Genomic DNA, 24,931 nt, shown 5'->3' with positions numbered 1-24,931 from the left:
GCGGTCTAATCCGAGGGCCAAGTTCATAAGGTAACAAAGGCGGCGGGCGGCTTCTTTTTATCGTATTCGGCGGCCGTGGGACGGTATGACTGCCGCGGGCAAATCCAAGTGAGTTCGGGAGGTGCACGGACCGGTGCAGCTGACGGTGCTGATCAAGCAAACCTTCGATACGGAGGAGAAAATCGAAATCGCGGACGGGGTCGTCGCCGAGGACGGCGTTAAATTCATCATCAACCCGTACGACGAATACGCGCTGGAGGAGGCGCTGCGGCTGCGCGAGGCGCACGGCGGAACCGTGACGGTCGTCTCCTGCGGCGGCGACCGCGCGGCGGAAGCGCTCAGGACCGCGCTCGCCATGGGCGCCGACGAGGCGGTGCTCGTCGCGCAGGACGGCCTGCCGGACGACGGCCACGCCGTCGCGGCCGCGCTGGCCGCCGCGGTGAAGGAGCTGCGGCCGGACCTTGTGCTGGCGGGCCTGTTCGCCGTCGACCGCGGCGCGGGCAGCGTGGCGCTGCAGGTGGCGGAACGGCTCGGGCTGCCGCACGCATCGGCGGCGCTGAAGCTGACGGTGGAGGACGGCCCGGTCGGCGGCCAGGCGCCGAGCGGCGCCGCGTGGGGCGGCGGAGACGGGCGGATCGCCGTCGTGGAGCGGGACACGGAATGGGGCGTGGAAACGGCCGCGGTGCCGCTTCCCGCCCTCGTGACGGCGCAGCAGGGGCTGAACGAGCCGCGCTACCCGTCGCTGCCGGGCATTATGAAAGCGAAGCGCAAGCCGCTGCGGCAGCTGACCGCCGCGGAGCTCGGGCTCGGCGCGGACGATCTCGCGCCGCGGACGGCGCGCGCCGCGCTGCTGGCGCCGCCGGCCCGCGCGGCCGGCCGCCGGCTGCGCCCGCCGGCGCTTCGCCCCTAGGCCCCGGCTTCGCCCCGGGGCCCGCATGGCCGGCTGCGCCGGCCCACGCGGGCGGCGCAGCCCCGCCCGCCCCATGCGCTTCGCGCATCAGCGCCGCGCCTTCGGCCAGCAGCGCCTGCAGCTTCGCTGCGGCCGCTTGCGCCGCCCCGGCGGGCGGCGGCGCGGTTCCGGCCGCGGCGCCTGGCTCCGCGGCCGTGCCGCGCCAAGCGGCAAGCCCGGCCTCCAGCGCATCCAGCAGCGCGTGCGCTGGCGGCCCGGCAAGCACCTGCTGAAGCGCGCCGATCGTCGCGCCCGTCATCGGCAGGCCGCGCTTGAAGGCCAGCGCGGCCGCCCGCAGCCAAGAGAGCGCATCGCCGCCGGCAGGCATGGCGGCCAGCGCGGCTTTGAATTGACTCGCCACGCCGGGAGTCAATGCGAGCCCGTTCTTCCGCAGCTCGGCGACCAGCGCCGCGGACGCTTTCGTATCCGGCAGCTCCAGCGCCTGAATCCACGCCTTGACGCTTGCTTCCGGCGCCCGCCCCGCTTCCGGCTCCGCCTGCTTCAGCACGAGCGCGCCGTCGGCGGGTTCCGGCTGCACCTGCAGCAGCACCGCCTTGCCGGGCTCGAGAGGCGTATCCAGCTTCGCATGGACGGGAACCCCGTTGATTTGGACGATGCCCTCCTGATCGCCGGTCATCTTCACCAGCACGGCGCGCACCTTCTGTCCCGCCTTCAGCTCGAGCGCACGGACGTCCCCGGCCTGCGCGTCGCCGACCAAGCCTCTCATCATTTGTCCGATCGACATCGACATTCGCCGCACTTCCTTCCGCTTGCGCAAAAACCCATAGCCCTTTTATCGGTCAAACCGTCCTCCGGCTGAACCCCTCGCCGCGACGCCAAGCGCACCATATTTCGGCCTTCCGTACGCCCCTTAAAACAACACCTGCTGCTCCGCGAACAGCTTCCCGAGGAAGCTTTGCCGGTGCATCGGACTCGGCCCGTGGGCGAGCAGCTTCTCGCGGTGCAGCTTCGTCGCATACCCTTTATGTATCGCAATGCCGTAATCGGGATAAAGCTTGTCCCATTCGTCGCAGCACAGCCGGTCCCGCGTCACTTTCGCGAGAATGGAAGCGGCGGCGATGGATTGGCTCCTGGCGTCCCCTTTGACGATCGCCTGCTGCGGCACGTCGACGTCAACCTTCTCGGCGTCCACGAGCAGGTACTCCGGCTGTACGCCCAGCGATTCGACGGCTTGTTTCATGGCGAGCCGCGCGGCTTGCTTGATGTTGATCGCATCCACCGTCGAGGCATCGACGCGTGCGACCGACCAGGCTTCCGCACAATCGACGATGTGCCAATATAATTCCTCCCGCTTCTTCTCCGTCAGCTTCTTGGAATCGTTGACGCCTTCCAGCACCAAGCCTTCCGGCAAAATAACAGCGGCCGCCACTACGTCGCCGAACAAGCAGCCCCGTCCTACCTCGTCGATGCCGGCGATGCCGCGGATCCCTTGCTCCCATAACGGCTTCTCGAATTCTGCCAACATGCCGTTCGCTCCTCTCTCCTCTACCAATGCACTCTTTAAACACAGCATAAGCAGCAGGCGGCGACCCTTTCCTTCCCCAGCCTGCCGATTTGCGCCTTTTTCCCCAAAGATAACTATGTATTGTACCGAAACGGACCGTTTCGTGTCCCTCTATTATCGCAAGCTGCGCTTCGTTTGTCATGACCTTTCGTCCTGCCGTTCCTTGGTAAACCACGCAAAGCGCGCAGGCGCGAAGCTCCTGCCATCGACAAAAAGACGTTCCGGCGGCGAGGAACGTCATGTTTTGCAATCGGATTGCGCTTATTTTCGCCCATAAAAAACGGCCGCCTCGTCTAAAACAAAGGCAGCCGTTCCCGTTAACGCGCATCCTCCGGCGACTCGAGCGTAATGCGGCCCAAATTCCCCGCGCGCAGCTCGCGCAAGATAATGCCCGACGCTTTCTCCAGATCGACGCGTCCGCCGCTGACGAGACAGCCCCGCTTGCGCCCGATGTCTTCCATGACGCGCACGAGCTCTTGATTATCCTCCGGATCCCGCGGCGGCTCCGTCAGTCCGAAGCGCTCCGCGAGAGCGTCCCAATATCTGTCCGCCAGCGACTTGATCGCGAAGAACGCCACGTCCTCCACGTTCAGCACCTGTTCTTTGATCGCCCCGGTCATCGCGAACTTGTAGCCAACGAGCTGGTCTTCGAACTTCGGCCACAATATCCCCGGCGTATCGAGCAGCTCCATCTCCGTGCCGACCTTAATCCACTGCTGGCCTTTTGTGACGCCGGGACGATCCCCGGTCGCCGCGATGTTCCGGCCGGCAAGCCGGTTGATCAGTGTCGATTTGCCGACGTTCGGGATGCCGACGATCAGGCCGCGCACCGGGCGCGGCGTCATGCCTTTGGCGATCTGACGGGCGATCTTCTCGTGCAGCAGCTCCCGTACCTTGGCCGGAATTTCATTCACCCGGCTGCCGGTCGAAGCGTCGATCGCCAGGCTGGCATACCCCAAATCGGCAAAATACGCCCGCCACAGCTCCGTCGTCCGCGCATCGGCCAAATCCGCCTTGTTCAGCAGAATCAGCCGCGGTTTGCCGTGCAAAATCTCATCCACCATCGGGTTCCGGCTCGAAAGCGGTACACGGGCATCCAGAAGCTCGATCGCGATGTCGATCAGTTTCAGCTTCTCTTGAATTTCCCTTCTCGCTCTCGTCATATGGCCGGGAAACCACTGTATCGTCATGCCGACATTCACCTCATCCTTGTTTCACGAAAGCCAATTTGTTGAGCGGCCAAAAAATGACGTCCGCCCGTCCAACGATCTCTTTGTCGTCGACGAAGCCGATAATCCGGCTGTCCTTGCTATTGCGGCGATTGTCCCCGAAAGCGAGCACGTGGCCCGGAGGCACGACGTCCGTGTCGAAGTTCGAGTTCGGGAAGTTCCGCTCTTCCCCGCCGTTGTTGTTGAATATCTCGCCCTTGGCCTTCGCGGCCGCGATCGATTCCTTCAAGTACGGCTCATCGACGAGCTTGCCGTTAACGTACAGGTTATCGTCTTCGTACTTGATTTTATCTCCGGGCACGCCGATGACGCGCTTAATGAAGTCGCGGCCTTCTTCGGGCACGTGGAATACGATGACTTCTCCGCGCTTCGGCTTGCGCAGCTCGTAGATCGCCTTGTCGACGATCAACCGTTCGCCCGTGTAGAAGTTCGGTTCCATGGAAGGCCCGTCCACGATGAACGGCGCGAACAGGAAGTAACGAATGACGAGGACGAGAATCGCCGCGATGGCCAGCGCCTTGACCCATTCGAACAGCTCTTTCTGCGCCTTGCCCTTGACCGGAGGCTTGTTCGGCGAATCGGGGGCATCCGTGCCGTCAACGACATCCCGATGCTCCTCAGGCTTAACACTTTCCTGCTCGACTTGCTGTTCGTCATTGCGATGTTGTTGGTCCATGATTACACCCTCTTCTGTGCAGGAATAATAGCCTTGCTCGCCGATGCGATACAATGGTCAGCTATGTAAAAAATAAACGGATATTCGGCACGGCAAGTTTCGCCCGGCTCGATTTGGCCGCGGGTATGCCCCCGGCCTTCTTCCGAAATATAAACGTAAAAAGCGAAAAGGGACTTGTTTGCGCAAGTCCCCCTCTTGTCGTGTGCATTAGCGGATTTCTTTGATTCTCGCAGCTTTGCCGCGAAGATTGCGAAGATAGTACAGTTTCGCGCGACGGACTTTACCGCGGCGAGCAACCTCGATCTTCTCAATTTTCGGCGAGTTCACTGGGAACGTTCTTTCTACGCCAACGCCGTACGAAATTTTACGTACCGTAAAAGTAGCGCTGATGCCGCCGCCGCGACGCTTGATGACGACGCCTTCGAACAGCTGGATACGTTCGCGGGATCCCTCGATAACTTTTACGTGTACCTTAAGCGTGTCGCCCGGGCGAAAGCTTGGAAGGTCAGTACGAAGATTTTCTTGCGCAATTGTTTGCAAAAGGTTCATTTGGATTTCAACTCCTTCCACCATAGACGTTCTTATAAGCTACCGGATTCACTAAGAAGGCCGGATCATTGCTTATAGCGGACCGCCCGAGTTAACAAAGCAACATCAGATATGTTAACACATTTCCGCCCAGAACACAATAACAAGTCCCGTCGAAATTCCTTATTTTTCTGAATCGGCCCCGAACTGCACCCGATGCTCGCGGTTGCGGATTTGCTCCGCCAGCCACACCCGTTCCTTTTTGCTCAAATCCGCGGTTTCGAGCAGCTCGGGGCGGCGTTCCAACGTACGCAGAATGGATTGCTGGCGCCGCCAGGTCTCCACGTTGGCATGATGGCCGGACGTCAGCACCTCCGGCACCTCCCAGCCCCGGAAAACCGCCGGGCGCGTATAGTGGGGATATTCCAGCAATCCGGTGCTGAACGAGTCCGTCACCGCCGAATTCTCGTTGCCGAGCGCGCCGGGCAGCAGGCGGACGACGCTGTCGATGACGACCATGGCCGGCAACTCGCCGCCGGTGAGCACATAATCGCCGACCGAAATTTCGTCGGTGACGAGATGCTGTCGGATCCGTTCGTCATAGCCCTCGTAATGTCCGCATACGAACACCAGATGCTCGCTTGCCGACAGCTCTTCGGCCTTCCGCTGCGTATAACGCTCGCCTTGCGGGCAGAGCAGGACGACGCGCGGCTTCGGTCCGTCTTCCGGCATGAGGTCTTCGACCGCCGCGAACAGCGGCTCGGGCTTCAGCACCATGCCTCCGCCTCCGCCGTAAGGGTAGTCATCCACCGTATTATGCTTATTGTTCGCGTAATCACGAAAGTTAACCGCATTCAGGCTGACGATTCCTTTTTCCCGGGCTTTGCCGAGAATGCTGGCGCCGAAGACGCCTTCGAACATCTCGGGAAACAAGGTTAAGACGTCGATACGCATGCCTTAGATCAGCCCTTCCATCAGATGAACCTTCACCGTCTTGTTCGCCACGTCGACGTCCAGCACGACCTCGTCGATGACCGGTATGAGCACCTGCTTACCCTTCTTCGGCTGAACAACCCACACGTCGTTCGCGCCCGGCACCAAGATTTCCGTAATGACGCCAAGGTCCGCGCCCTCGTCGGTCACGACGGCGCAGCCGATGATCTGGTGGTGGTAATATTCGCCTTCGTCCAGCTCGATCATTTCTTCTTTCGAGACCTTCAACGACCAGCCCTTATATTTCTCGACGTCGTTGATGTTATCGTAGCCTTTCAGCTTCAAGTAATACATGCCTTTATGCTCTCTGGCGCTTTGAACTTCCACATCCACTTGCTGCCCGTTCTCTTCGTTCAAGAGCGTCAGCCTGGACTTCGGCGCGAACCGCTCCTCGGGAAAATCGGTCTGGGAGATGACCTTCACTTCGCCGCGGATGCCGTGGGTGTTGACGAGCTTCCCGACCGATAGCCATTGTTGATTCATGCTTGGTCTCCTGACTTTTTCGAATTTTGCATCGAAAAAGAGCTAGGATCACCATCCTAGCCCTGTCTCGATGCACGATCGCTACGAAACGATATCGACCATGACGCGCTTCTGCGATTTGACGGCCGCCGAGGCGACGACCGTTCTCAGCGCTTTGGCGATCCGCCCCTGCTTGCCGATCACTTTCCCGATGTCGCCGGGATTGACCGACAGCAGGTAAACGGTGCCGCGATCGTCTTCTTTCACGTCGACGCGCACATCCTCCGGGTTATCCACTAAAGCCTTCGCTATGACAAGAATCAAGTCCTTCATCACAATAGGCCCCCCGCACCGAGTAGGTTATTTTTGAAGCTTCAGCTCGTGAAGCTTCGTCATTACGCCCGCTTTGGAAAGCAGGTTGCGGACCGTATCGGAAGCTTGCGCTCCGTTTTGGAGCCATTTCAGAGCTTTCTCTTCATCGATATTGACTTGAGCCGGTTGAGCTACCGGATTATAAGTCCCGATTTCTTCAATGAAGCGACCGTCACGCGGGGAACGGGAATCGGATACCACGACGCGGTAGAAAGGCGCTTTGTGCGCACCGATGCGTTTCAAACGAATACGTACTGCCATGAGAATTCACCTCCTTCAACGAATTTCCGCCTGCCCGGAACCATGCGGTCAGAACGGGAATTTCATTCCTTTGGGAAGCATGCCCTTGAGCCCTTTCAAGCCGCCCTTCGGTCCTTTCGGCCCCATCATGGACGAGAACTGCTTCATCATTTTTTTCATATCGTCGAATTGCTTGATCAGCCGGTTAACCTCCGCGACGGAGGTGCCGCTGCCGAGCGCGATCCGCTTGCGGCGGCTATGGTTGAGAATTTCGGGCTTGCGCTTCTCTTCCTTCGTCATCGATTTGACGATCGCCTCGACTCGGCCGATCTGCTTCTCGTCGACCTTCAAGTTTTTCATATCCTTCATCTTGCCCATGCCCGGCATCATATCGAGCAATTGGTCGAGCGGTCCGAGCTTGCGCACTTGCTCCATCTGCTCGAGGAAATCCTCGAACGTGAATTCCGCCGTGCGCATCTTGCGCTCCATCTCCGCGGCCTTATCAGCGTCGATGGCAGTCTGCGCCTTCTCGATCAGCGACAGCATGTCGCCCATGCCGAGAATTCGGGACGCCATCCGCTCAGGATGGAACGGCTCGAGCGGTTCGATCTTCTCGCCCGTCGCCGCGAACTTGATTGGGCAACCGGTGACGGCTTTGACCGACAGCGCAGCGCCGCCGCGCGTATCGCCGTCAAGCTTCGTGAGCACGACGCCCGTCAGCTCGAGCTGGCTGTGGAAGCTCTGGGCGACGTTAACGGCTTCCTGGCCCGTCATCGCGTCGACGACGAGCAGTACTTCATCGGGCTTCGTTGCGGCATGGATGTCGCGAATCTCCGTCATCAGCGCCTCGTCGATATGCAGCCGGCCCGCCGTATCGATGATGACGTAGTCGTGTCCGTTGTCCTTCGCAAGCTGCAGCCCCTGGCGGGCGATCTCGACCGGCGACGTCTGGTCGCCGAGCGTAAAGACCGGCACGCCGATCTGCTCGCCTAGCACTTGCAGCTGCTTGATGGCAGCTGGCCGGTAAATATCGCCGGCGATCATGAGCGGCTTATGCTTCTCTTTCAGCAGCAGCTTGGCGAGCTTGGCGGACGAGGTCGTTTTGCCCGCGCCCTGCAAGCCAGCCATGAGAATGACCGTCGGCGGCTTGTTCGCTTTGGCGAGCTTCGTGTTCGTGCCGCCCATGAGCTCCGTCAGCTCTTTATTTACGATGTCGACGACGACCATGCCGGGCGTGAAGCTCTTCGTCAATTCCAGGCCGATCGCCCGTTCTTTCACCTTCGCGATGAAATCCTTGACGACCTTGAAGTTGACGTCGGCTTCGAGCAGCGCCAAGCGCACCTCGCGCATCGCCTCGTTAACGTCATCCTCCGTCACTTTCCCTTTGCCGCGCAATTTGCCGAACACGTTCTGCAGCCTGCTGGACAACCCTTCGAATGCCATGACCGTCACCTCCCAAAAGTTTTGTTGGCGAAGCCTTGCCAGTATGGCAAGTAAAACAAAACTACTTCGTAAGCTTAAGCTAAGTTTTGTTGGCGAAGCCTTGCCAGTATGGCAAGTAAAACGATATCGAAAGCATAAGCTCAATATTATGTAACGCTTCTGCCTTCGCCGCGCAGCCCCTGCGCAATGGCCCGGAGCTCCGCACGAATGTCGCTGTTGGCCGCGAACCGATCCGCCACGCCGTCGAGCTTAGCCAGCCAACGTTCGGACGCTTCATGCTTGGCGAGCAGCTGCAGCTTGCTCTCGCAGTTCTCGAGCACGGCTTCGGCGCGCTTGACATGCTCGTAGACCGCTTGGCGGCTAATATCGAATTCGGCCGCGATCTCCCCGAGCGAATAATCGTCATGAAAATAATATTTCAGAAACGTCTGCTGTTTTTCCGTGAGCAGCGTTTCGTAAAAGTCGAACAGCATGTTGATCCGGTTCGTTTTCGCCAGGGCGTCGGTTTCGTGCATGTTCATGCAATCCGCTCCTTTGCGTCAAGGCAAATGCCTTTACACCATTTCCACGACGACTATCATAACGCAGCGGCCTATGCGCTGTCAAGCTGGATTCCTTGTCACCTAATTCCGACCCGCTTCGGCCTCGTCCTCGGCGGCTTGCAGCAGTCCGCCGAACAGCGCGTGCACGAACTGCTCGGAGTCGAATTCCTGCAGATCCTGCATTTTCTCGCCCAAGCCGACCAGCTTCACCGGCAAATCCAGCTCGTTGCGAATCGCGATGACGATGCCGCCCTTCGCCGTGCCGTCGAGCTTCGTAAGCACGAGGCCTGTCACGCCGCTCTTCTCGCCGAACAGTTTCGCCTGGCTGAGTGCGTTCTGGCCGGTCGTCGCGTCGAGCACGAGCAGCACCTCGTGCGGCGCGTTGGGCACTTCGCGCTGAATGACGCGGAAGATCTTGTTCAACTCTTCCATCAGGTTATGCTTGTTCTGCAGCCGGCCCGCCGTATCGCACAGCAGCACGTCGACGCCCCGCTGCTTCGCCGCGTGGACGGCATCGTACATGACCGCCGCCGGATCCGCGCCGGATTCCTGCTTGATCACGTCGACGCCGACGCGCTTGCCCCATACTTCGAGCTGTTCGATGGCGCCGGCACGAAACGTGTCGCCCGCCGCCAGCAGGACGGATTTGCCTTCGGATTTGAATTTATGCGCGAGCTTGCCGATCGTCGTCGTCTTGCCGACGCCGTTGACGCCGACGAACAGAATGACGGTCATGCCTTGTTCCGCCATGCGCAGCGACGTCGAAGCGTGTCCTTTCAGCAGCTCCACCAGCTTCTCGGATAAAATCGGCTGCAGCTCGGACGCTTCCTCGATTTTGCGCTTCTTCACTTCCGCACGCAGCTCGTCGATCAGCTGCATGACCGTGTTCACGCCGACGTCGGCGCCGATCAGAATTTCCTCCAGCTCTTCGTAAAACGCTTCGTCGATTTTTTTGCGGCGCAGGATCAGCTCTTCGATTTTGCCGACGAACGCGGTCCGCGTCTTGGTCAAGCCTTCCTTGAAAATGGACGTGACCGCCTCGGTCTTCTGGGCGATGCTTTCTTTCAACCGTTTAAAAAAACTCATGATTGGACCTCCATCCCTTTACTCGCAAAAGCCGGGCCCGGCGCAGCAGGCGCGGGCTCCGGCTTCTTATATACGTCTGAATCGGTTGTTCGGGTGCAGCGATTACGCGGAGACCGGCTCGTCGTCCTCCAACCGGACGGACACGAGCTTGGAGACGCCGCCTTCTTCCATCGTAACCCCGTAGAGCACGTCGGCTTCCTCCATCGTGCCTTTGCGGTGCGTGACGACGATGAATTGGGTCAGTTCCGAGAATTCGCGCAGATACTGGGCAAAGCGCGATACATTCGCTTCGTCGAGCGCCGCTTCGACTTCGTCGAGCACGCAGAACGGTACCGGCTTCACCTGCAGGATGGCGAACAGCAGGGCGATCGCCGTCAGCGCGCGCTCGCCTCCGGAGAGCAGCTGCAGATTTTGCAGCTTCTTGCCCGGCGGTTGCGCGACGATATCGATGCCGCTGTCGAGTACCCGGTCGGGCTCCACCATGATGAGATCGGCGCGCCCGCCGCCGAACAGCTTCGCGAAGACGACGACGAAATGCCCGCGGATCGCTTCGAACGTGCTCTTGAACCGGCGGCTCATCTCGTCGTCCATCTCGCGGATGACCTGGTAAAGCGTCGTTTTCGCCTCAATGAGATCGTTCTTCTGATCGTTTAGGAAGGTGTAGCGTTCCTTGACGCGCTCGTATTCGTCGATCGCGCCGAGGTTCACTTCGCCCAGTCCGGAAATGCGGCGCTTCAAATCACGCACTTCGTTCTGCAGCGCCGGCACATCCTCCGGAACGGGGTAGCGCTCCTTGGCGAGCTCGTAGCTGAGTTCGTACTCTTCGCTCAACTTCCGGAGCAGGTTGTCCAGCTCGACGTCGAGCCGGTTGACCCCGATCTCGATCTGCCGCAGCTGGTCCTCGACGCTGCGCAGCTGGGCGCGCTGATCCTTCGTTTCGCTCTCGCCCTGCTCAAGCTCGCGGGTCAGCTCCGCGCGCGCCGCGCGCTTCAAATCCGTCTGCTCGGCGCAGCCATCCTTCTTCAGCTTGAGCGCGTTCAGCTGCTCGAGCTGCTTGGCGCTCTCTTCGGCGTGGAGACGCAGCTCCTCGTCCTGGCGCTGCAGCATGTCGCGGATGCCCGACAGCTCCTGCTTCGCCCGCCCGATCTCGGAACGGATCCGGGTCGCCTGGTCCTCGAACGACATCTTCTCCTGATCGGTCTTCGCGAGGGATATCTTAAGGTCCGTCAGTTGATCCTGCAGCTGCTCCTTCGCGGATTCACCGGCCTTCCGCCGCTCCTCCGCCTGGCGGATCGCGTCTTGAAGCCGCGCTTCCTCCCGCGTCAGCGCCTCAAGCCGCTCTTCCGCCGCTTTCGCGGACTGGCTCAGCTGCTGCTGTTCGGTCTTGTGGCCGGCGCTGTCCGCTTGGAACAGCTGCGCCTGCTCGTCCAGAATGCGCTTTTCTTTGTCCACGGACTGCAGCTCCGCGCGGAGATGCTGCTCGTCGATGCGCAGCTTCTCGCCCAGCTCGCGCGTCTCGTCGACCTTCTGGTTGCGGATCGACTGCTCCTTGCGCAGGTCGCTGATCTTGTCGCGCAGCTTCGCGAGCTGCGCGTCCGTCGCTTTGATCTCTTCATCCAGCTGCTCGATTTGGCGCTGCCGTCCGAGCAGGTTGGCGCCTTTCTTCTGAATGCTGCCCCCGGTCATGGAACCGCCGGCGTTCACGACGTCGCCTTCCAGCGTCACGACCCGGAACCGGTACTGGATCCGGGAAGCGATCCGGTTCGCCTGCTCCAGCGTCTCGGAGATAAGCACGTTGCCGAGCAGATTTTCTACGATATTCGCGTACTTCGCGTCGCATGACACGAGCTCCGACGCGATGCCGACGAAGCCTTCCAGTCCCGTGACCGTCCGGCGGTCATGGTCCGGAATGTTCCGGCCGCGGATGACGTCGAGCGGCAGGAAGGTCGCGCGGCCCAGCTGGCGCGACTTCAAGAACGCGATCGCCGCCCGCGCGCTGCGCTCGTCGTTCATGACGACGTGCTGCAGGGCGCCGCCGAGCGCGGTTTCGATCGCGAGCTCGACCTTCTCCGGCACGCGGACGAGCTCCGCGACCGCGCCGTGCACGCCTTCGACGCCGCCCGTCGTGCGGCGCGACGCTTTCAGGATCTCCCGGACCCCGTGCATGAAGCCGTCCAGATCGTCCTGCATCTCCTTCATCGTGTCGCGCCGGGACGTCAGCGCGTCGCTCTTCTGTTCCCATTTGCGCAAGGCGGTCTGCGCTTCCTCCAGCATCTTCTGACCGTTCTGCAGCCCTTCGGCCTCCGTAATGTAGCGGTTGCGCATCTTGGCAATATCGGCAAGCGTCGTCTCGAGCTTGCTTTGCAGCTCCATCTGCCTCGCCGTCAGCTGCGTGTGCTGCTCCTGCCACTTGGCATGCTCGTCGCCGAGCCGGTCCATGCGGCGCTGCAGCGCTTCTTCCTGCTGCGTTGCGTAACGGATCTCGTTGCGCAGCTGCGCCATCGTGCTCAGCACGTCCAGCAGCTCGCCCTTGAGCGACTCTTCCGCGTCGCCCGAAGCGGACGCGTTTGTGCCGAGCAGCTGCTCCTCCTCCTCGGCCAGCTTTTTCCGAAGCGCCTCGAGCTCATTATCGAGCAGCGCGGCTTTGCTGCGGAATTCCGCCTCTTCCTTCGTCAGGGCCGAGATCCGTTCGGTTTGCGCGGCGAGCGACGCGTCCAGCTGCGCGCGGTTTTGCTCCAGGTTGCGCTTGCGTTCCTTCAGCACCTCGCCGTATCCTTCGCATTTCTCGTATTCCTCGCTGTACTGCAGCATCGCCTCGTGGAGCCGGTCGAGCGACTCTTCCAGGTCGCGCAGCTTGAGACGGTCCTTCTCCAGCGTGGCGTCGTGCTTGCTCACGACCGTGGACAGCGCCAGCTGCTCTTCCTGCAGCTTGGCCATCCGCGCGTTCGACTCCGTCCACGATTTGTGCACCGACTCGATGTTATGTACGTACATGGAGATTTCCGCGATTTTCAGCTGATCGCGCAATTGCTTATACTGAATCGCCTTCTCCGATTGGACGCGAAGCGGCTCCACCTGATCTTCGAGCTCCGTGACCAAGTCGTGAATGCGAAGCAGGTTGGATTCCGTGTCCTCCAGCTTCTTTTGCGCTTCGCGCTTGCGGGATTTGTACTTCACGATTCCGGACGCCTCTTCGAATATCCCCCGGCGATCCTCGGAGCGCGTGCTCAAAATTTCCTCAATCCGGCCTTGTCCGATGATGGAGTACGCTTCTTTTCCGATGCCCGTATCCATGAACAATTCCGTTATATCCCTCAGTCGGCACGACTGCTTGTTGATCAAGTATTCGCTTTCGCCGCTGCGATGCACGCGGCGCGTCACGGTCACTTCGTTGTAATCAAGCGGAAGCGCCCCGTCCCCGTTGTCCAGGGTCAGCGAAACTTCGCCGAAATTGACCGCTTTGCGCGCATCGCTTCCCGCGAAGATGATGTCTTCCATTTTGCCGCCGCGCAGGCTCTTGGCGCTCTGTTCGCCCAATACCCAACGGATGCTGTCGCTGATGTTGCTCTTTCCGCTGCCGTTCGGGCCGACGACCGCCGTAATGCCGCGGACGAATTCCAGCTCCGTTTTGTCGGCAAACGATTTAAATCCAGCCAACTCTATCCTTTTCAGGAACATCGCTTACCTTCACCTCAACGCCTATTGTACCATATTTGCCGCCGGTAGGCAGGTCGAAATCCGCCCAAAACCAGGGAGAATGCATCTGCCGGCAATCTCTGATCACCCATATTTGGAATTATAATCCAAACCTTCATGATTGCCCGAAAATGAAAAAATCCCGGCACCAGGGGTAACCAGAATTTTCGACATGCCGCTATTCCGTTACTTCGACAGCTTGCGCCACGCTTCCGCCGCCGCTTGCTGCTCGGCTTCCTTCTTCGTCCGTCCGCTGCCGGAGCCGTATGCCGTCTCGCCGATGAAGACTTCGACGACGAATTCCCTGTCATGCGCGGGTCCTCGTTCCTCGACGATGCGGTATTCGATCGCGCCCATGCCCGCCTGCTGCGCCTTCTCCTGAAGCGTCGACTTGAAGTCCTTGCCTACCATGACGCCGTCGTTGTCGATATGCGGAAACAGATGCACGGCCAGAAACGCCCTTACCGTGTCCAACCCTTGATCCAAATAGATCGCGCCGACGAACGCTTCGAACAAATCCGCGAGCAGCGCGGGACGCTGCCGTCCGCCGAGCTGTTCCTCGCCGCGGCCGAGCAAAATATGCTTGCCGAGGTCGAGCAGCTCCGCGAACCGCGCGAGCGACGCTTCGCAGACGATCGAGGCGCGCATGCGGGTCAGCTGTCCTTCCGGCCGTTCCGGAAACGTCCGGTATAGATATTCCGACACCGTCAATTGCAGGATGGCATCTCCGAGAAACTCGAGCCGCTCGTTATGCTCCGTGCCGTTCTGCCGATGCTCGTTGACGTACGACGTATGCGTGAATGCCTGCCTCAGCAGCTTATTCGCACGAAAACGGAGCTGCAGACGCTGCTGCAGCTCTTCGAAATGATCATGCTTCATACTTCTTCATCACGATCGTCGCGTTATGGCCGCCGAAGCCGAACGAGTTCGACAACGCAATCTTGACGTCCGCTTGGCGCGGAACGTTCGGCACATAATCGAGATCGCATTCCGGATCTTGATTGTCCAGGTTGATCGTCGGCGCGATGATGCCGTTTGTCAAGGTCAAGCCGAGGATGACGGCTTCCACGCCGCCGGCCGCGCCGAGCAAATGGCCGGTCATCGATTTCGTGGAGCTGACCGCCAGTTTGTACGCATGATCGCCGAACGTTTTCTTGATCGCCGTCGTTTCGGACTTGTCGCCGACCGGCGTCGACGTGCCGTGCGCGTTGATGTAATCGATCTGCGACGGTTCGAGGCCGCCGTCGCGCAGCGCCTTCGCCATGCAGCGGGCCGCGCCGTCCGGATCCGGCTCCGTCATGTGGTGGGCGTCGCCGCTCATGCCGTAGCCGATGACTTCGGCGTAGATGCGCGCGCCGCGTTTTTGCGCGTGCTCCAGCGATTCCAGCACCAAGATGCCGGAGCCTTCGCCCATAATGAAGCCGTCACGGTCCACGTCGAACGGACGGGACGCTTTCTCGGGTTCATCGTTGCGCGTCGACATGGCGCGCATGGAGCAGAAGCCCGCCAAGCCCGTCGGCCGGATCGTTGCTTCCGCGCCGCCGCAAATCATCATGTCGGCGTCGCCTCGCTGGATCAATTTATAGGAATCGCCGATGGAATGCGTCCCCGTCGCGCACGCCGTGACGGCCGTGCTGTTCGGACCTTTCGCTCCCGTCGCCATGGACACTTGGCCCGACGCCATGTTCGCGATCATCATCGGAATGAAGAACGGGCTGACGCGTTTCGGACCTTTCTCCAGCAAAATGTTATGCTGGTCCTCCCATGTGCCAAGACCGCCGATGCCGGAGCCGATCATGACGCCCACGCGCTCCGCGTCGACGTCCGTGCCGATGCCGATGCCGGCATCCTTAACGGCGTTCTGGCTCGCGACGACCGCGAATTGGACGAAGCGGTCCATGCGGCGCGCTTCTTTCTTGTCTATCCCGTAATCCTCGGGGTTAAAGTTCTTGATCTCTGCCGCGATGCGGGTCGGATATTCCGTCACGTCGAACGCTTCGATCTGCGAAACGCCGGACTTCCCTTCCATCAAATTGCCCCAAAACGTATCCAGTTCGGAACCGAGCGAAGTCATAACCCCCATGCCCGTAACGACTACTCTCTGTTTCATGTCTATTCACCTCAAAATGGGGACTCGAAATCCCTGCTCTATCTATAAAAACGCTAATGCGCTTCAGCTGTTAGGAACGTAAATGATTCACATCGTTCAAATATGGAGAGAAGTCCCGCTTTGCAACGGGACTTGTCACTTTTTATTACTTCGCCAGAGAAGTTATGTAATTAACGACTTCCCCTACACTCGTAATTTTCTCTGCATCTTCATCAGAGATTTCCATATCGAATTCGTCTTCCAATTCCATGACCAATTCGACGACGTCAAGAGAGTCCGCTCCGAGATCTTCTTTAAACGAAGCTTCAAGCGTTACTTCCGACTCGTCAACGCCAAGGCGGTCGACAACGATGCGCTTTACACGATCATATACATCGGACATCCGGTTCACCTCCTCCATGGTATTATACGAGAATTGCGGACAAAATGCCATACATCAAACGGCTCGCCCGCTTTGCAGCCCATGTGTGAAATAACTACATGTACATGCCGCCGTCGACATGAATCGTCTGGCCGGTCATGTAGGCAGCCGCGTCCGACGCCAGAAAGCGGACCGCGGACGCGATATCCTTCGGATCGCCGAGCCGCGCGAGCGGGATGTCCGCCTGCAGCTTCTCGCGCATCTCCTGCGGCAGCTTGTCCGTCATGTCCGTCTGGATGAAGCCCGGCGCGACGCAGTTGACCGTAATGCCGCGCGAAGCCAGCTCGCGTGCGGACGCCTTCGTCAGCCCGATGACGCCGGCTTTGGCAGCGACGTAGTTGGCCTGACCCGGATTGCCCAGCACGCCGACAACGGACGAGATGTTGATGATGCGGCCGGAACGCTGCTTCATCATTTGGCGCGTCACGGCCTTAACGCCGTTGAAAACGCCTTTGAGGTTCGTCTCGATGACTTGGTCGAACTCTTCTTCCTTCATGCGCATAATTAGGTTGTCACGCGTAATGCCCGCGTTATTCACCAAAATATCGATCGTGCCGAACGTTTCGACGACCTGCTTCACCATGCCGTCGAATTCGTCGGATTTGCCGACATTCGCTTTCAGCACGAGGGCGCGGCGGCCGAACGCCTGCACGGCTTCGGCCGTTTCGGACGCGGCCGCCTCGCTGCCGGAATAGTTGATCGCGACGTCCGCGCCGGCTTCCGCCAAGGCGATCGCGATCGCGCGGCCGATGCCGCGGGACGCGCCTGTGACGAGCGCGGTCTTGCCTGTAAGGTCTGCAAACATTTGAAATTCTCCTTCCCCTAAATCCCCCTTCCCAGGAAGGGGGACCCCAGAGGACTCCGTCCTCCGGGCACCTATAGTATAACGCGCTTAATGTCGGAGCTACAGCGCGGCGGCCTTCAGCGCTTCCAGACTGTTGACCGAGACGATACCGACACTCTTATCGATCTTCTTGATCAAACCTGCGAGTACCGTGCCCGATCCGATTTCGACGAAAGTATCGACGCCTTGCTCGATCAGATAGCGCACGCTGTCTTCCCACAGCACAGGCGAGTAGACCTGCTCTTCGAGCAACTGCCGGATATCGGCGCTGGCCGTCGCCGGGCGCGCCGTGACGTTCGCGATGACCGGCACGGACGCGTCCTGCATGGCGAGGTTCGCCAGGACATCATTCAACCGCGCGGCGGCCGGCTTCATGAGCGACGAGTGGAACGGGCCGCTCACCTCGAGCGGAATGACGCGCTTCGCTCCGGCTTCCTTGCCGCGCTCCACGACGGCTTGTACGCCCGCCGCCGTGCCCGATACGACGATTTGACCCGGGCAGTTGACGTTCGCGAGCTCCACCGCGCCGGTCGCTGCCGAGACCGAAGCGCAGAGCGCCGCCAGCGCTTCGCGCTCGGCGCCGAGCACCGCCGCCATGGCGCCTTGGCCGCTCGGCACCGCCTGCTCCATGAACTCCCCGCGCGCGCGAACCGTACGCACCGCGTCCGCGAAGGAGAGCGCGCCGGCCGCGACGAGCGCGCTGTATTCGCCGAGCGAATGGCCCGCGACGAAGTCCGGCTTGAGCGGGCCGTCCTTCAGCGCCTCGAGGAACGCGACGCTGACGGCAAGCAGCGCGGGCTGCGTGTTGACCGTTTGCTTCAGCTTCTCCTCCGGCCCTTGAAAGATCAGCTCGCTCAGCTTGAAGCCGAGCGCTTCGTCGGCGGCGTCGATCACGGCGCGGGATACGGGAATCGCCTCATAGATATCCTGCCCCATGCCGACCGCCTGCGCGCCTTGGCCGGGAAATACGAATGCGGTTTTACCCATCGATAAAGACCTCCGACTTCAAAATTCTACGACTATAATAACCTAATGATAGGCTTATGATTACCAAACCAGGACCGATGCGCCCCACGTCAAGCCGCCGCCGAAGCCGACGAGCACGATCGTATCGCCTTCGCCGACGCGTCGTTGCTCCACGGCCTCTGCCAAGGCGATCGGAATGGACGCCGCCGAAACGTTGCCGTATTTGTCGAGGTTGATCATGCACTTCTCCTGCGGCAAATCCAACCGGTTCAGCGCCGACTGGATGATCCGGATGTTCGCTTGGTGCGGCACGAGCAAATCGATCTCGCTCTTGTCGACGCCCGCTTTGCGCAGCGCTTCTTCCGCGGCGTTGCCCATGATTCGCACGGCGAATTTGTAGACCTCGTTGCCAGCCATATAGATGAAATGTTGCTTGCCTTCGACGCTGTCAGCCGTGGACGGCATCCGCGAGCCGCCGCCGCATACGCGAAGCAGTTCGCCGCCGCCGCCGTCCGCGCCGAGCTCGAACGACTTGAACCCGCGGCCTTCGGGCACTCGGCCCAGTACGACCGCGCCCGCGCCGTCCCCGAACAGGATGCACGTATTGCGGTCGGTGTAATCCGTAATCCGGGACAGGCATTCCGCGCCGACCACGAGCACGTGCTTGTACATGCCGGTCGCGATCATGTTGCTCGCCGTCGCGAGGCCGTAGATGAAGCCCGAGCAGGCTGCCGACAAATCGAATGCCGCCGCTTTCCGCGCCCCGAGTTTATCCTGCACTAGACAGGCGGTCGACGGAAAAAACATGTCCGGCGTAATCGTCGCGACGATGATCAGGTCGATGTCCTCCGCCGTCAGTCCGGCCGCCGCGATCGCCTGAAGGGAAGCTTGGTACGCGAGGTCTGAGGTCGCCTGCTCCGGCGCGGCGATGCGGCGCTCCCGCATCCCGGTCCGCGTGACGATCCACTCGTCGTTCGTCTCCACCATCTGCTCCAGGTCTTTGTTCGTCAAAATGCGTTCGGGCACGTACTTGCCAGTGCCGATGACGCCTACGGGGTGCAGCTGCATGTTCATGCTTCCACTCACTTCCTGCTAATTTCGGCGGCGATCGAAGCCACCAAGTTGCTTTCGATCGCCAATTTGGCTTGCCGGACCGTGTTTTTGACGGCTTTGACGTCGGACGACCCGTGACATTTAAAGACGAGTCCGTTGATGCCAAGCAGCGGCGCACCGCCGTGCTCGTTGTAATCCATCTTCTTGCGGAGCAGGCGAAGCTTGGGCATGACGACCGCGGCGGCCAGCTTCGACAGCAGCGAGCTGGAAAACACGTCGCGCAGCGTCTTGAACAACGTTCCGGCCGTGCCTTCCATCGCTTTCAGCATGATGTTGCCCGCGAATCCATCGCAGACGAGCACGTCGCAGCTGCGCAGCAGCACGTCACGCGCCTCCACGTTGCCGATAAAATGAATCGGCGCGGTTTCCAGCAGGTCGAACGCCGCTTTCGTCAGCTCGTTGCCCTTCATCGCCTCGGTGCCGACGTTCAGCAGGCCGACGCGCGGCTTGTCTAGCCCGTTCATTTTCGCCCGGTAGATGCTGCCCATGATCGAGTACTGCAGCAGATGCTCCGGCTTCGCGTCCATGTTGGCGCCTAGATCGAGCGCGAGGACGCCCACGTCGTCCATCGTCGGCAGCATGGAGACGAGCGCCGGGCGCTCGATGCCCTCCAGCCGGCCGACGACGAGCAGGCCCGTCGTCATCAACGCGCCGGTATTGCCCGCCGACAGCATGGCTTCCGCCTTGCCCTCGCGGACCATCTGCCCCGCCATGACCATGGACGACGACTTTTTGCGGCGCACCGCCTTCACCGGCTCGTCGTCCGGGCCGATGACGTCGTCCGCGTGGACGATCTCGATATTCGGCGGCACCTGCGCGCCGAGATGCGTCTTGATTTGATCCGTGTCCCCTACGAGCAGGAGCCGGACGTCGGGCATTTCCGACGCTGCCTCCAAGGCGCCCTTTACGATAAGCGAGGGGGCATGGTCGCCTCCCATCGCGTCAATTGCGATCCGCACCATCCAATCCTCCTTCGATGACCGACTCGCCGGCGGAACGATAAATAAGAAAGCTGCCCTGGAACACCATTTCGTCGCTTACATAAGAGATGACTTCGACCTTCGCTTTGCTGCGGCCGCCGGAAATAGACCTTACGTACGCTTTGGCAATGCATTTCTCGCCAAGCTTCACCTGCCGGACGAAGCGGATATCCGCTTTCGCCGTCAAGGCGATTTCATCGTTGATAACCGCGACCGCGAGCGAATTCGCCTGCGCGAACACATGGTGGCCGCGGGCGATGCCGGTTCTGGAAAAAACATGCTCGTCTTTGATTTCGAATACGGAAATGCCGCTGCGGTCCAGCTGCAAATCCACGATATCGCCGATCACTTCGTGCAGCGGCAGGGAACGGACCGGGTCGTACGAACGTTCGGCCATCAGCTTCATCCGCTCCCGCAGCTCGGGAATGCCGAGCTCCAGCCGGTCCAGCCGCACCGTCTGGATGCTGACTTTCAGCCGGCGCGTCAGCTCTTGGTCCGTTATGAAAGGATTGTCTTCGATCAGCGACGTCAACAGCTGGTGACGCTCTCGTTTGGGAAGCCGTTCGATGGTCCGCACCACCTTTGCCTGTTGGTCTAAGTATATGCCCCGGCCGTCGTTCATACGCGGCGAGGCCGAACCGGCGCCCGCACCCGGGAAAGACAACCGCGTTACAATCAGCTATTATAACCAGGTACTAACAGTATATAGAAGAACGCCGCTCCGCGCAATGTCGGCCGGCCGCCGGTATAAAAATAGCACTTCATCCGACGATGAAGTGCCGCTCGCGCCTGCCATCAAGAAATAGCACTCCATCTTGCGATGAAGTGCTATTCGCGTTCAAACTATTGTTTGATGATTTCTCTCGATTTGTAGGTTCCGCAAACTTTGCATACGCGGTGAGCCAGTTTCAATTCTCCGCATTGATCGCATTTCACCATGCCCGGCACCGCCAGTTTAAAATGTGTGCGGCGTTTGTCCCGGCGCGTTTTGGACGTTCTACGTTGTGGTACTGCCATGTTTCCCACCTCCTTAACAGAATTGCATCGAATCGCGCCCTGTAGCGAAGGCTCCTTAAGACTGCGAATCGTTAAACAAGTCCTTCAATGCGGCAAGCCTCGGATCAATCCGATCGTTCGAGCATCCGCAATTGCGTTCATTCAGATTGGTTCCGCACGTGTGGCAAAGGCCCTTACAGTCCTCATCGCAGAGCGGCACGAAAGGCAGCGCAAGCAGCAGCATCTCTTCGAGCATCGGCTCGAGCTCCAGCTTGTCCTCCTCCACCGGCGTGACGTCTTCCGGCTCGGACCCGTCCATGGTCGCTTCTAGTTTGAAGCGTTCATGAAACGGCAGCACGACGTGCTCCTTGGTCGGTTCCAGGCAACGGGAACAAGACAGTTCCACATCGAGAGTCAATTCGCCCTCCACATGGGCTATCCCTTCTTCGCCCCACGCCTTCGCGTTCACGTCCATCGGACTCGCGCTCAGGACATCCTTGCGCACTTGCTTCAGCCAATCGGTGTCCAAGCTGGTCTTGAACGTCGTCGCCATCCCTTTGGCGGCCACTTCCCGTACATGAATCTCCATCGTATCACTCCAAACAAACAAAGTTTATTATATCGATTAGCAGATCGTTTTGTCAACATTTTCACGTCGTGCTATAGTGAAAAAGATACGAACAACGAACGGAGGTCGGACCATGCGCACGGTCGGCATCATTGTCGAGTACAACCCGTTTCACAACGGTCATCTCTATCATTTGCAGCAATCGCTGAAAATAACGAACAGCGACGCCGTGGTCGCGGTCATGAGCGGCCATTTCCTACAGCGGGGCGAGCCCGCGCTTCTCAATAAATGGACGCGCGCCGAAATGGCGCTGCGCGGCGGCTGTGACGTCGTCATCGAGCTGCCCGTCGCCTACTCCACGCAAGCGGCCGAATGGTTCGCCTACGGCGCCGCGGCACTGCTCGACGCGACCGGCGTCGTCGACGCCCTCTGCTTCGGCAGCGAGGCCGGCGACATCGCGCCGCTGCGCCGGGTCGCGCGGCTGCTCGCGCACGAACCGGAGGCGTTTGCCGGGCTCATCGCGGCCGAGCTGCGGACAGGCGCGAGCTATCCCGCGGCGTACAGCGCCGCCGTCCGGCGGTTCATGGCTGAGGCGGGCGACGCCGAAGCCGCGGCCTTCCCGTTCGAGCAGCCGAACAATACGCTCGGGCTGCATTACCTGCTGGCACTGGAGCGGCTGGACAGCGCCATCGAGCCGTTCTCCCTTCGCCGGGAGAAGGCCGGCTACGCGCAGACGACCATTACCGACGCGCAAATCGCGAGCGCGACGGCAATCCGCAAGCTCGTCGCGGAGTCGGCTTCGCCCGCGAGCGCGGCGCCGTTCGTGCCTGCTTCGACGCTCGAGCTGCTGCTGCGCGACGACGCGCTCGGCAGAGGGCGCAACGGCTGGGAGCGTTATGCGCTTCAGCTGTTCCACAAGCTGGCAGGCGAGCCGGCGGATGCGCTCGGGCGCTATCACGAGATGAGCGAAGGGCTGGAGCACCGCGTCAAGCGGCTGCTCCCCGAGCTCGAGGCCGTCGCTTTCGAGCCGCTGCTCGAGCGGCTGAAGACGAAGCGGTACACGCGCACGAAGCTGCAGCGCGCCCTGCTCGCCGTCCTGCTCGGCCACGACAAGGAACAGCTCGCGCCGGACCGGCTGCGAGCCGGCGTGCAGTACATCCGCGTGCTCGGCTTCAGTCCGCGCGGCCGCGAGCTGCTGAAGCGCATGCGTACCGCCGCCAGGCTGCCGATTTTGAACAGCGCCGCCGGGGCGCAGGATGAATATCCGTACTTAGCGCTCGACGTCCAAGCGACATCGATCTACGCCCTGGGCTGGGCGAACGCCTCGCCCCGGGATTTATTCCGCGATTATTACGAGAAACCGGTCACGGTCGGCTAACGCGGCGCGAGACTGGTCTATCCTCGCCAAGACAAGCGTACACATGTAATGGCCCTGGCATGGCCAGGCCTTACCCTGTACGAGGAGCGTGGTACGATGAAACGCACCTTAACGCTTGCCCTGCTCTCCATCCTGCTCGTCGCGGCCATCATCATGAAGCCGGACGAAGCGTTCCGCGCCTCGCTGCAAGGCTTGACGGTCTGGTGGAATATCGTGTTCCCGGGCTTGCTTCCCTTCCTAACACTGCTCGAGCTCATGACGGCATTCGGCGTCGTCCACGCCTTCGGCACGCTGCTGCAGCCGCTGATGCAGAAACTGTTCCGCCTGCCCGGCGAAGCCGGCGTCGCCGTCGCCTTCGGTTGGACCGGCGGCTTCCCGTGCGGCGCCGAAGCCACGTCGGCGCTGCGTAAAAACGGCTCACTCACCGCCGCGCAAGGCAACCGCCTGCTAGCGCTAGCGCACATGCCAAATCCCATCTTCGTCATCGTCGTGGTCGGAACGGGCTTCCTGCACCGCCCCGAGCTCGGTATCGCCCTCTTGCTCGTCGTCTGGATCGCGGCGCTCGCGCCGGCGCTCGTGCTCGCGAGAGCGGCGAAACGCGAACGGACCGAGCCGCTCTCCCCGCCGCCCGCCAACCTGCTGCGCCGTGCCGCGGCCGCGATGCGGGACGCCCGGAAGCGCGACGGCCGCTCCTTCGGCAAGCTCCTCGGCGACGGCGTCACCGCCGCCGTCTATAAGCTAATGGCCGTCGGCGGATTCATGATTTTCTGCGCCGTGCTCGTTCGGCTGCTGACGCCGGCGATTCCCGATCTCGTGCCGGCCTTCGCGCTTCCCGGCCTGATCGAAAGCCATATCGGCTCCTACGCCGCGGCATCCGCTTCGTTCTCCGGCGGGCTGCCGTGGAAAGCGGCGGCGGCGGCGGCCGTGCTCAGCTGGGGCGGCCTCAGCGCGATGCTGCAGGCCGGCTCGGCGGTCATCGGCACAGGCCTCTCCATGCGGTTGCTGGCCCTCTCCCGCGTTCTGCAAAGCGCAATCGCGTTCCTGCTCATGCTGCTCGCCTGGAAGCCGATCATCCGGCTCACGAACGGCATCGCACCGGCTTTCTCCCCGTTCGCCGGGCGCGACGAGCCATCCATCGCTGCTTCCGGCGCCGTGCGCGCGTCCGAGCTGTACACGCTATGGCCGTACGCGCCCGCCGTGCTGCTCGCCTTTCTCAGCGCGCTGCTCCTGCTGTCCGCCGTCTCCGCGCTCGCAGCCAAGCTGCGGCTGCATTAACCTTGCGACCCGTTCGCGCGCGTTCCTTCCGAAAACTTGGCGATCAGCGCCCGCTGCACTTCGGGCGGCACCAAATCCTGCACGTTCCCGTGAAACATCGCGATCTCTTTCACGATGCTGGAGCTTAAATACGAATACTTCGGATTCGTCATCATGAAGATCGTCTCGATATCGCCGTCCAACTGATGATTCGTCGACGCCATCTGAATCTCGTATTCGAAATCCGTCACGGAACGGATGCCGCGCACGATGACGTCGGCCTGCCGCGACTTCATGAAATGCACGAGCAAATCGCGAAAGCTGTCGACGGTCACGTTCGGCAAATCCTGCGTCACCTCCGTTAACAGCTGTTTGCGTTCCTCGACGCTGAAGAGCGGCTTCTTGCTCGTATTATTCAGCACCGCCACGATCAAGTGATCGAACTGCTTCGCGGCGCGCCGGATAATGTCCAAATGCCCGCACGTGACCGGATCGAAGCTGCCGGGATAGACCGCTACGCGGCCCCCGGGCGATCCGGTTGTTGGTGTTGCTTCCATGAT

The 24,931-nt window shown here is 60.8% G+C and carries 26 protein-coding genes; 3 read left to right on the top strand and 23 right to left on the bottom strand.

The features are described 5' to 3' along the window. The first annotated feature begins 133 nt into the window (after window positions 1–133). Window positions 134–910 carry an electron transfer flavoprotein subunit beta/FixA family protein gene (locus ACFPB1_RS15465; protein ID WP_379226821.1) on the top strand — a complete coding sequence of 259 codons (777 nt, stop codon included), beginning with the start codon at window positions 134–136 and terminating at the stop codon, window positions 908–910. A gap of 910 nt (window positions 911–1,820) precedes the next feature. Here ACFPB1_RS15465 and ACFPB1_RS15460 read toward each other — a convergent pair. The 22 genes from ACFPB1_RS15460 to ACFPB1_RS15355 all read right to left on the bottom strand — a co-directional run bounded on the left by ACFPB1_RS15460 (window position 1,821) and on the right by ACFPB1_RS15355 (window position 21,760). Then, window positions 1,821–2,435, bottom strand: a complete 615-nt coding sequence (locus ACFPB1_RS15460; protein WP_379226819.1) for a ribonuclease HII — start codon at window positions 2,433–2,435, stop codon at window positions 1,821–1,823. A gap of 356 nt (window positions 2,436–2,791) precedes the next feature. Beyond that, window positions 2,792–3,664, bottom strand: coding sequence for a ribosome biogenesis GTPase YlqF (gene ylqF / locus ACFPB1_RS15455; RefSeq protein ID WP_379226817.1), 873 nt, complete (start codon window positions 3,662–3,664; stop codon window positions 2,792–2,794). Between the two features lie 13 nt (window positions 3,665–3,677). Further along, window positions 3,678–4,379 carry a signal peptidase I gene (gene lepB, locus ACFPB1_RS15450; protein WP_379226815.1) on the bottom strand — a complete coding sequence of 234 codons (702 nt, stop codon included), beginning with the start codon at window positions 4,377–4,379 and terminating at the stop codon, window positions 3,678–3,680. Between the two features lie 207 nt (window positions 4,380–4,586). After that, a complete protein-coding gene (gene rplS / locus ACFPB1_RS15445; protein ID WP_090637675.1) occupies window positions 4,587–4,928 on the bottom strand; it encodes a 50S ribosomal protein L19 in 342 nt (113 codons plus the stop codon). A gap of 162 nt (window positions 4,929–5,090) precedes the next feature. Next, entirely contained in the window at window positions 5,091–5,861 is a 771-nt protein-coding gene (trmD, locus tag ACFPB1_RS15440) for a tRNA (guanosine(37)-N1)-methyltransferase TrmD (protein ID WP_379226812.1), read from the bottom strand. Between the two features lie 3 nt (window positions 5,862–5,864). Then, on the bottom strand, window positions 5,865–6,383 hold the full coding sequence (gene rimM, locus ACFPB1_RS15435; RefSeq protein ID WP_379226810.1) for a ribosome maturation factor RimM: 519 nt from the start codon (window positions 6,381–6,383) through the stop codon (window positions 5,865–5,867). Window positions 6,384–6,464: 81 nt separating this feature from the next. Next, on the bottom strand, window positions 6,465–6,695 hold the full coding sequence (locus ACFPB1_RS15430) for a KH domain-containing protein (RefSeq protein ID WP_379226808.1): 231 nt from the start codon (window positions 6,693–6,695) through the stop codon (window positions 6,465–6,467). Between the two features lie 27 nt (window positions 6,696–6,722). Continuing rightward, a complete protein-coding gene (rpsP, locus tag ACFPB1_RS15425; RefSeq protein WP_090637683.1) occupies window positions 6,723–6,995 on the bottom strand; it encodes a 30S ribosomal protein S16 in 273 nt (90 codons plus the stop codon). Window positions 6,996–7,043: 48 nt separating this feature from the next. Further along, a complete protein-coding gene (gene ffh, locus ACFPB1_RS15420; protein ID WP_379226806.1) occupies window positions 7,044–8,417 on the bottom strand; it encodes a signal recognition particle protein in 1,374 nt (457 codons plus the stop codon). Between the two features lie 146 nt (window positions 8,418–8,563). Then, a complete protein-coding gene (locus ACFPB1_RS15415) occupies window positions 8,564–8,932 on the bottom strand; it encodes a putative DNA-binding protein (RefSeq protein ID WP_379226939.1) in 369 nt (122 codons plus the stop codon). A gap of 108 nt (window positions 8,933–9,040) precedes the next feature. Further along, complete coding sequence (ftsY, locus tag ACFPB1_RS15410; RefSeq protein WP_379226804.1) at window positions 9,041–10,045, bottom strand: signal recognition particle-docking protein FtsY; 1,005 nt, start codon at window positions 10,043–10,045, stop codon at window positions 9,041–9,043. A gap of 102 nt (window positions 10,046–10,147) precedes the next feature. Continuing rightward, on the bottom strand, window positions 10,148–13,723 hold the full coding sequence (smc, locus tag ACFPB1_RS15405; protein ID WP_379226802.1) for a chromosome segregation protein SMC: 3,576 nt from the start codon (window positions 13,721–13,723) through the stop codon (window positions 10,148–10,150). 204 nt (window positions 13,724–13,927) lie between these two features. Continuing rightward, window positions 13,928–14,620 carry a ribonuclease III gene (gene rnc / locus ACFPB1_RS15400; RefSeq protein ID WP_379226801.1) on the bottom strand — a complete coding sequence of 231 codons (693 nt, stop codon included), beginning with the start codon at window positions 14,618–14,620 and terminating at the stop codon, window positions 13,928–13,930. Beyond that, window positions 14,610–15,851 carry a beta-ketoacyl-ACP synthase II gene (gene fabF / locus ACFPB1_RS15395; protein ID WP_379226799.1) on the bottom strand — a complete coding sequence of 414 codons (1,242 nt, stop codon included), beginning with the start codon at window positions 15,849–15,851 and terminating at the stop codon, window positions 14,610–14,612. Before fabF ends, rnc begins: the two co-directional genes overlap by 11 nt. A 145-nt stretch (window positions 15,852–15,996) precedes the next feature. Beyond that, entirely contained in the window at window positions 15,997–16,233 is a 237-nt protein-coding gene (gene acpP, locus ACFPB1_RS15390; RefSeq protein WP_090637695.1) for an acyl carrier protein, read from the bottom strand. 94 nt (window positions 16,234–16,327) lie between these two features. After that, window positions 16,328–17,077: a 3-oxoacyl-[acyl-carrier-protein] reductase gene (gene fabG / locus ACFPB1_RS15385; protein WP_379226797.1), complete on the bottom strand. Its 750-nt coding sequence runs from the start codon at window positions 17,075–17,077 to the stop codon at window positions 16,328–16,330. Window positions 17,078–17,176: 99 nt separating this feature from the next. Continuing rightward, a complete protein-coding gene (gene fabD / locus ACFPB1_RS15380; protein WP_379226795.1) occupies window positions 17,177–18,103 on the bottom strand; it encodes an ACP S-malonyltransferase in 927 nt (308 codons plus the stop codon). A gap of 60 nt (window positions 18,104–18,163) precedes the next feature. Beyond that, the gene (locus ACFPB1_RS15375; RefSeq protein WP_379226937.1) at window positions 18,164–19,150 is read right to left on the bottom strand and encodes a beta-ketoacyl-ACP synthase III; all 987 of its coding nucleotides are present in this window, start codon (window positions 19,148–19,150) and stop codon (window positions 18,164–18,166) included. Between the two features lie 14 nt (window positions 19,151–19,164). Then, window positions 19,165–20,154, bottom strand: coding sequence for a phosphate acyltransferase PlsX (gene plsX / locus ACFPB1_RS15370; protein ID WP_379226793.1), 990 nt, complete (start codon window positions 20,152–20,154; stop codon window positions 19,165–19,167). Continuing rightward, a complete protein-coding gene (gene fapR / locus ACFPB1_RS15365) occupies window positions 20,138–20,755 on the bottom strand; it encodes a transcription factor FapR (protein WP_208847127.1) in 618 nt (205 codons plus the stop codon). The genes plsX and fapR overlap by 17 nt, the downstream gene beginning before the upstream one ends. Before the next feature lie 263 nt (window positions 20,756–21,018). Then, window positions 21,019–21,192: a 50S ribosomal protein L32 gene (gene rpmF, locus ACFPB1_RS15360; protein ID WP_090637702.1), complete on the bottom strand. Its 174-nt coding sequence runs from the start codon at window positions 21,190–21,192 to the stop codon at window positions 21,019–21,021. A 55-nt stretch (window positions 21,193–21,247) separates the two neighbouring features. Then, on the bottom strand, window positions 21,248–21,760 hold the full coding sequence (locus ACFPB1_RS15355) for a YceD family protein (protein ID WP_379226790.1): 513 nt from the start codon (window positions 21,758–21,760) through the stop codon (window positions 21,248–21,250). Between the two features lie 112 nt (window positions 21,761–21,872). Here ACFPB1_RS15355 and ACFPB1_RS15350 point away from each other — a divergent pair, with 112 nt between their 5' ends. Both ACFPB1_RS15350 and ACFPB1_RS15345 read left to right on the top strand, forming a co-directional pair. After that, a complete protein-coding gene (locus ACFPB1_RS15350) occupies window positions 21,873–23,117 on the top strand; it encodes a nucleotidyltransferase (RefSeq protein WP_379226788.1) in 1,245 nt (414 codons plus the stop codon). 96 nt (window positions 23,118–23,213) lie between these two features. Next, a complete protein-coding gene (locus tag ACFPB1_RS15345) occupies window positions 23,214–24,392 on the top strand; it encodes a nucleoside recognition domain-containing protein (RefSeq protein WP_379226786.1) in 1,179 nt (392 codons plus the stop codon). Here the strand turns inward: ACFPB1_RS15345 and coaD are convergent. Continuing rightward, window positions 24,389–24,928 carry a pantetheine-phosphate adenylyltransferase gene (gene coaD, locus ACFPB1_RS15340; protein WP_379226784.1) on the bottom strand — a complete coding sequence of 180 codons (540 nt, stop codon included), beginning with the start codon at window positions 24,926–24,928 and terminating at the stop codon, window positions 24,389–24,391. The genes ACFPB1_RS15345 and coaD overlap by 4 nt on opposite strands. Window positions 24,929–24,931: the final 3 nt, after the last annotated feature.

Origin of the sequence: Paenibacillus sp. GCM10023250 (assembly GCF_042653205.1) — a bacterium.
Lineage (GTDB): Bacteria > Bacillota > Bacilli > Paenibacillales > Paenibacillaceae > Paenibacillus_Z.
This window is presented reverse-complemented; position numbering and strand designations above follow the sequence as displayed.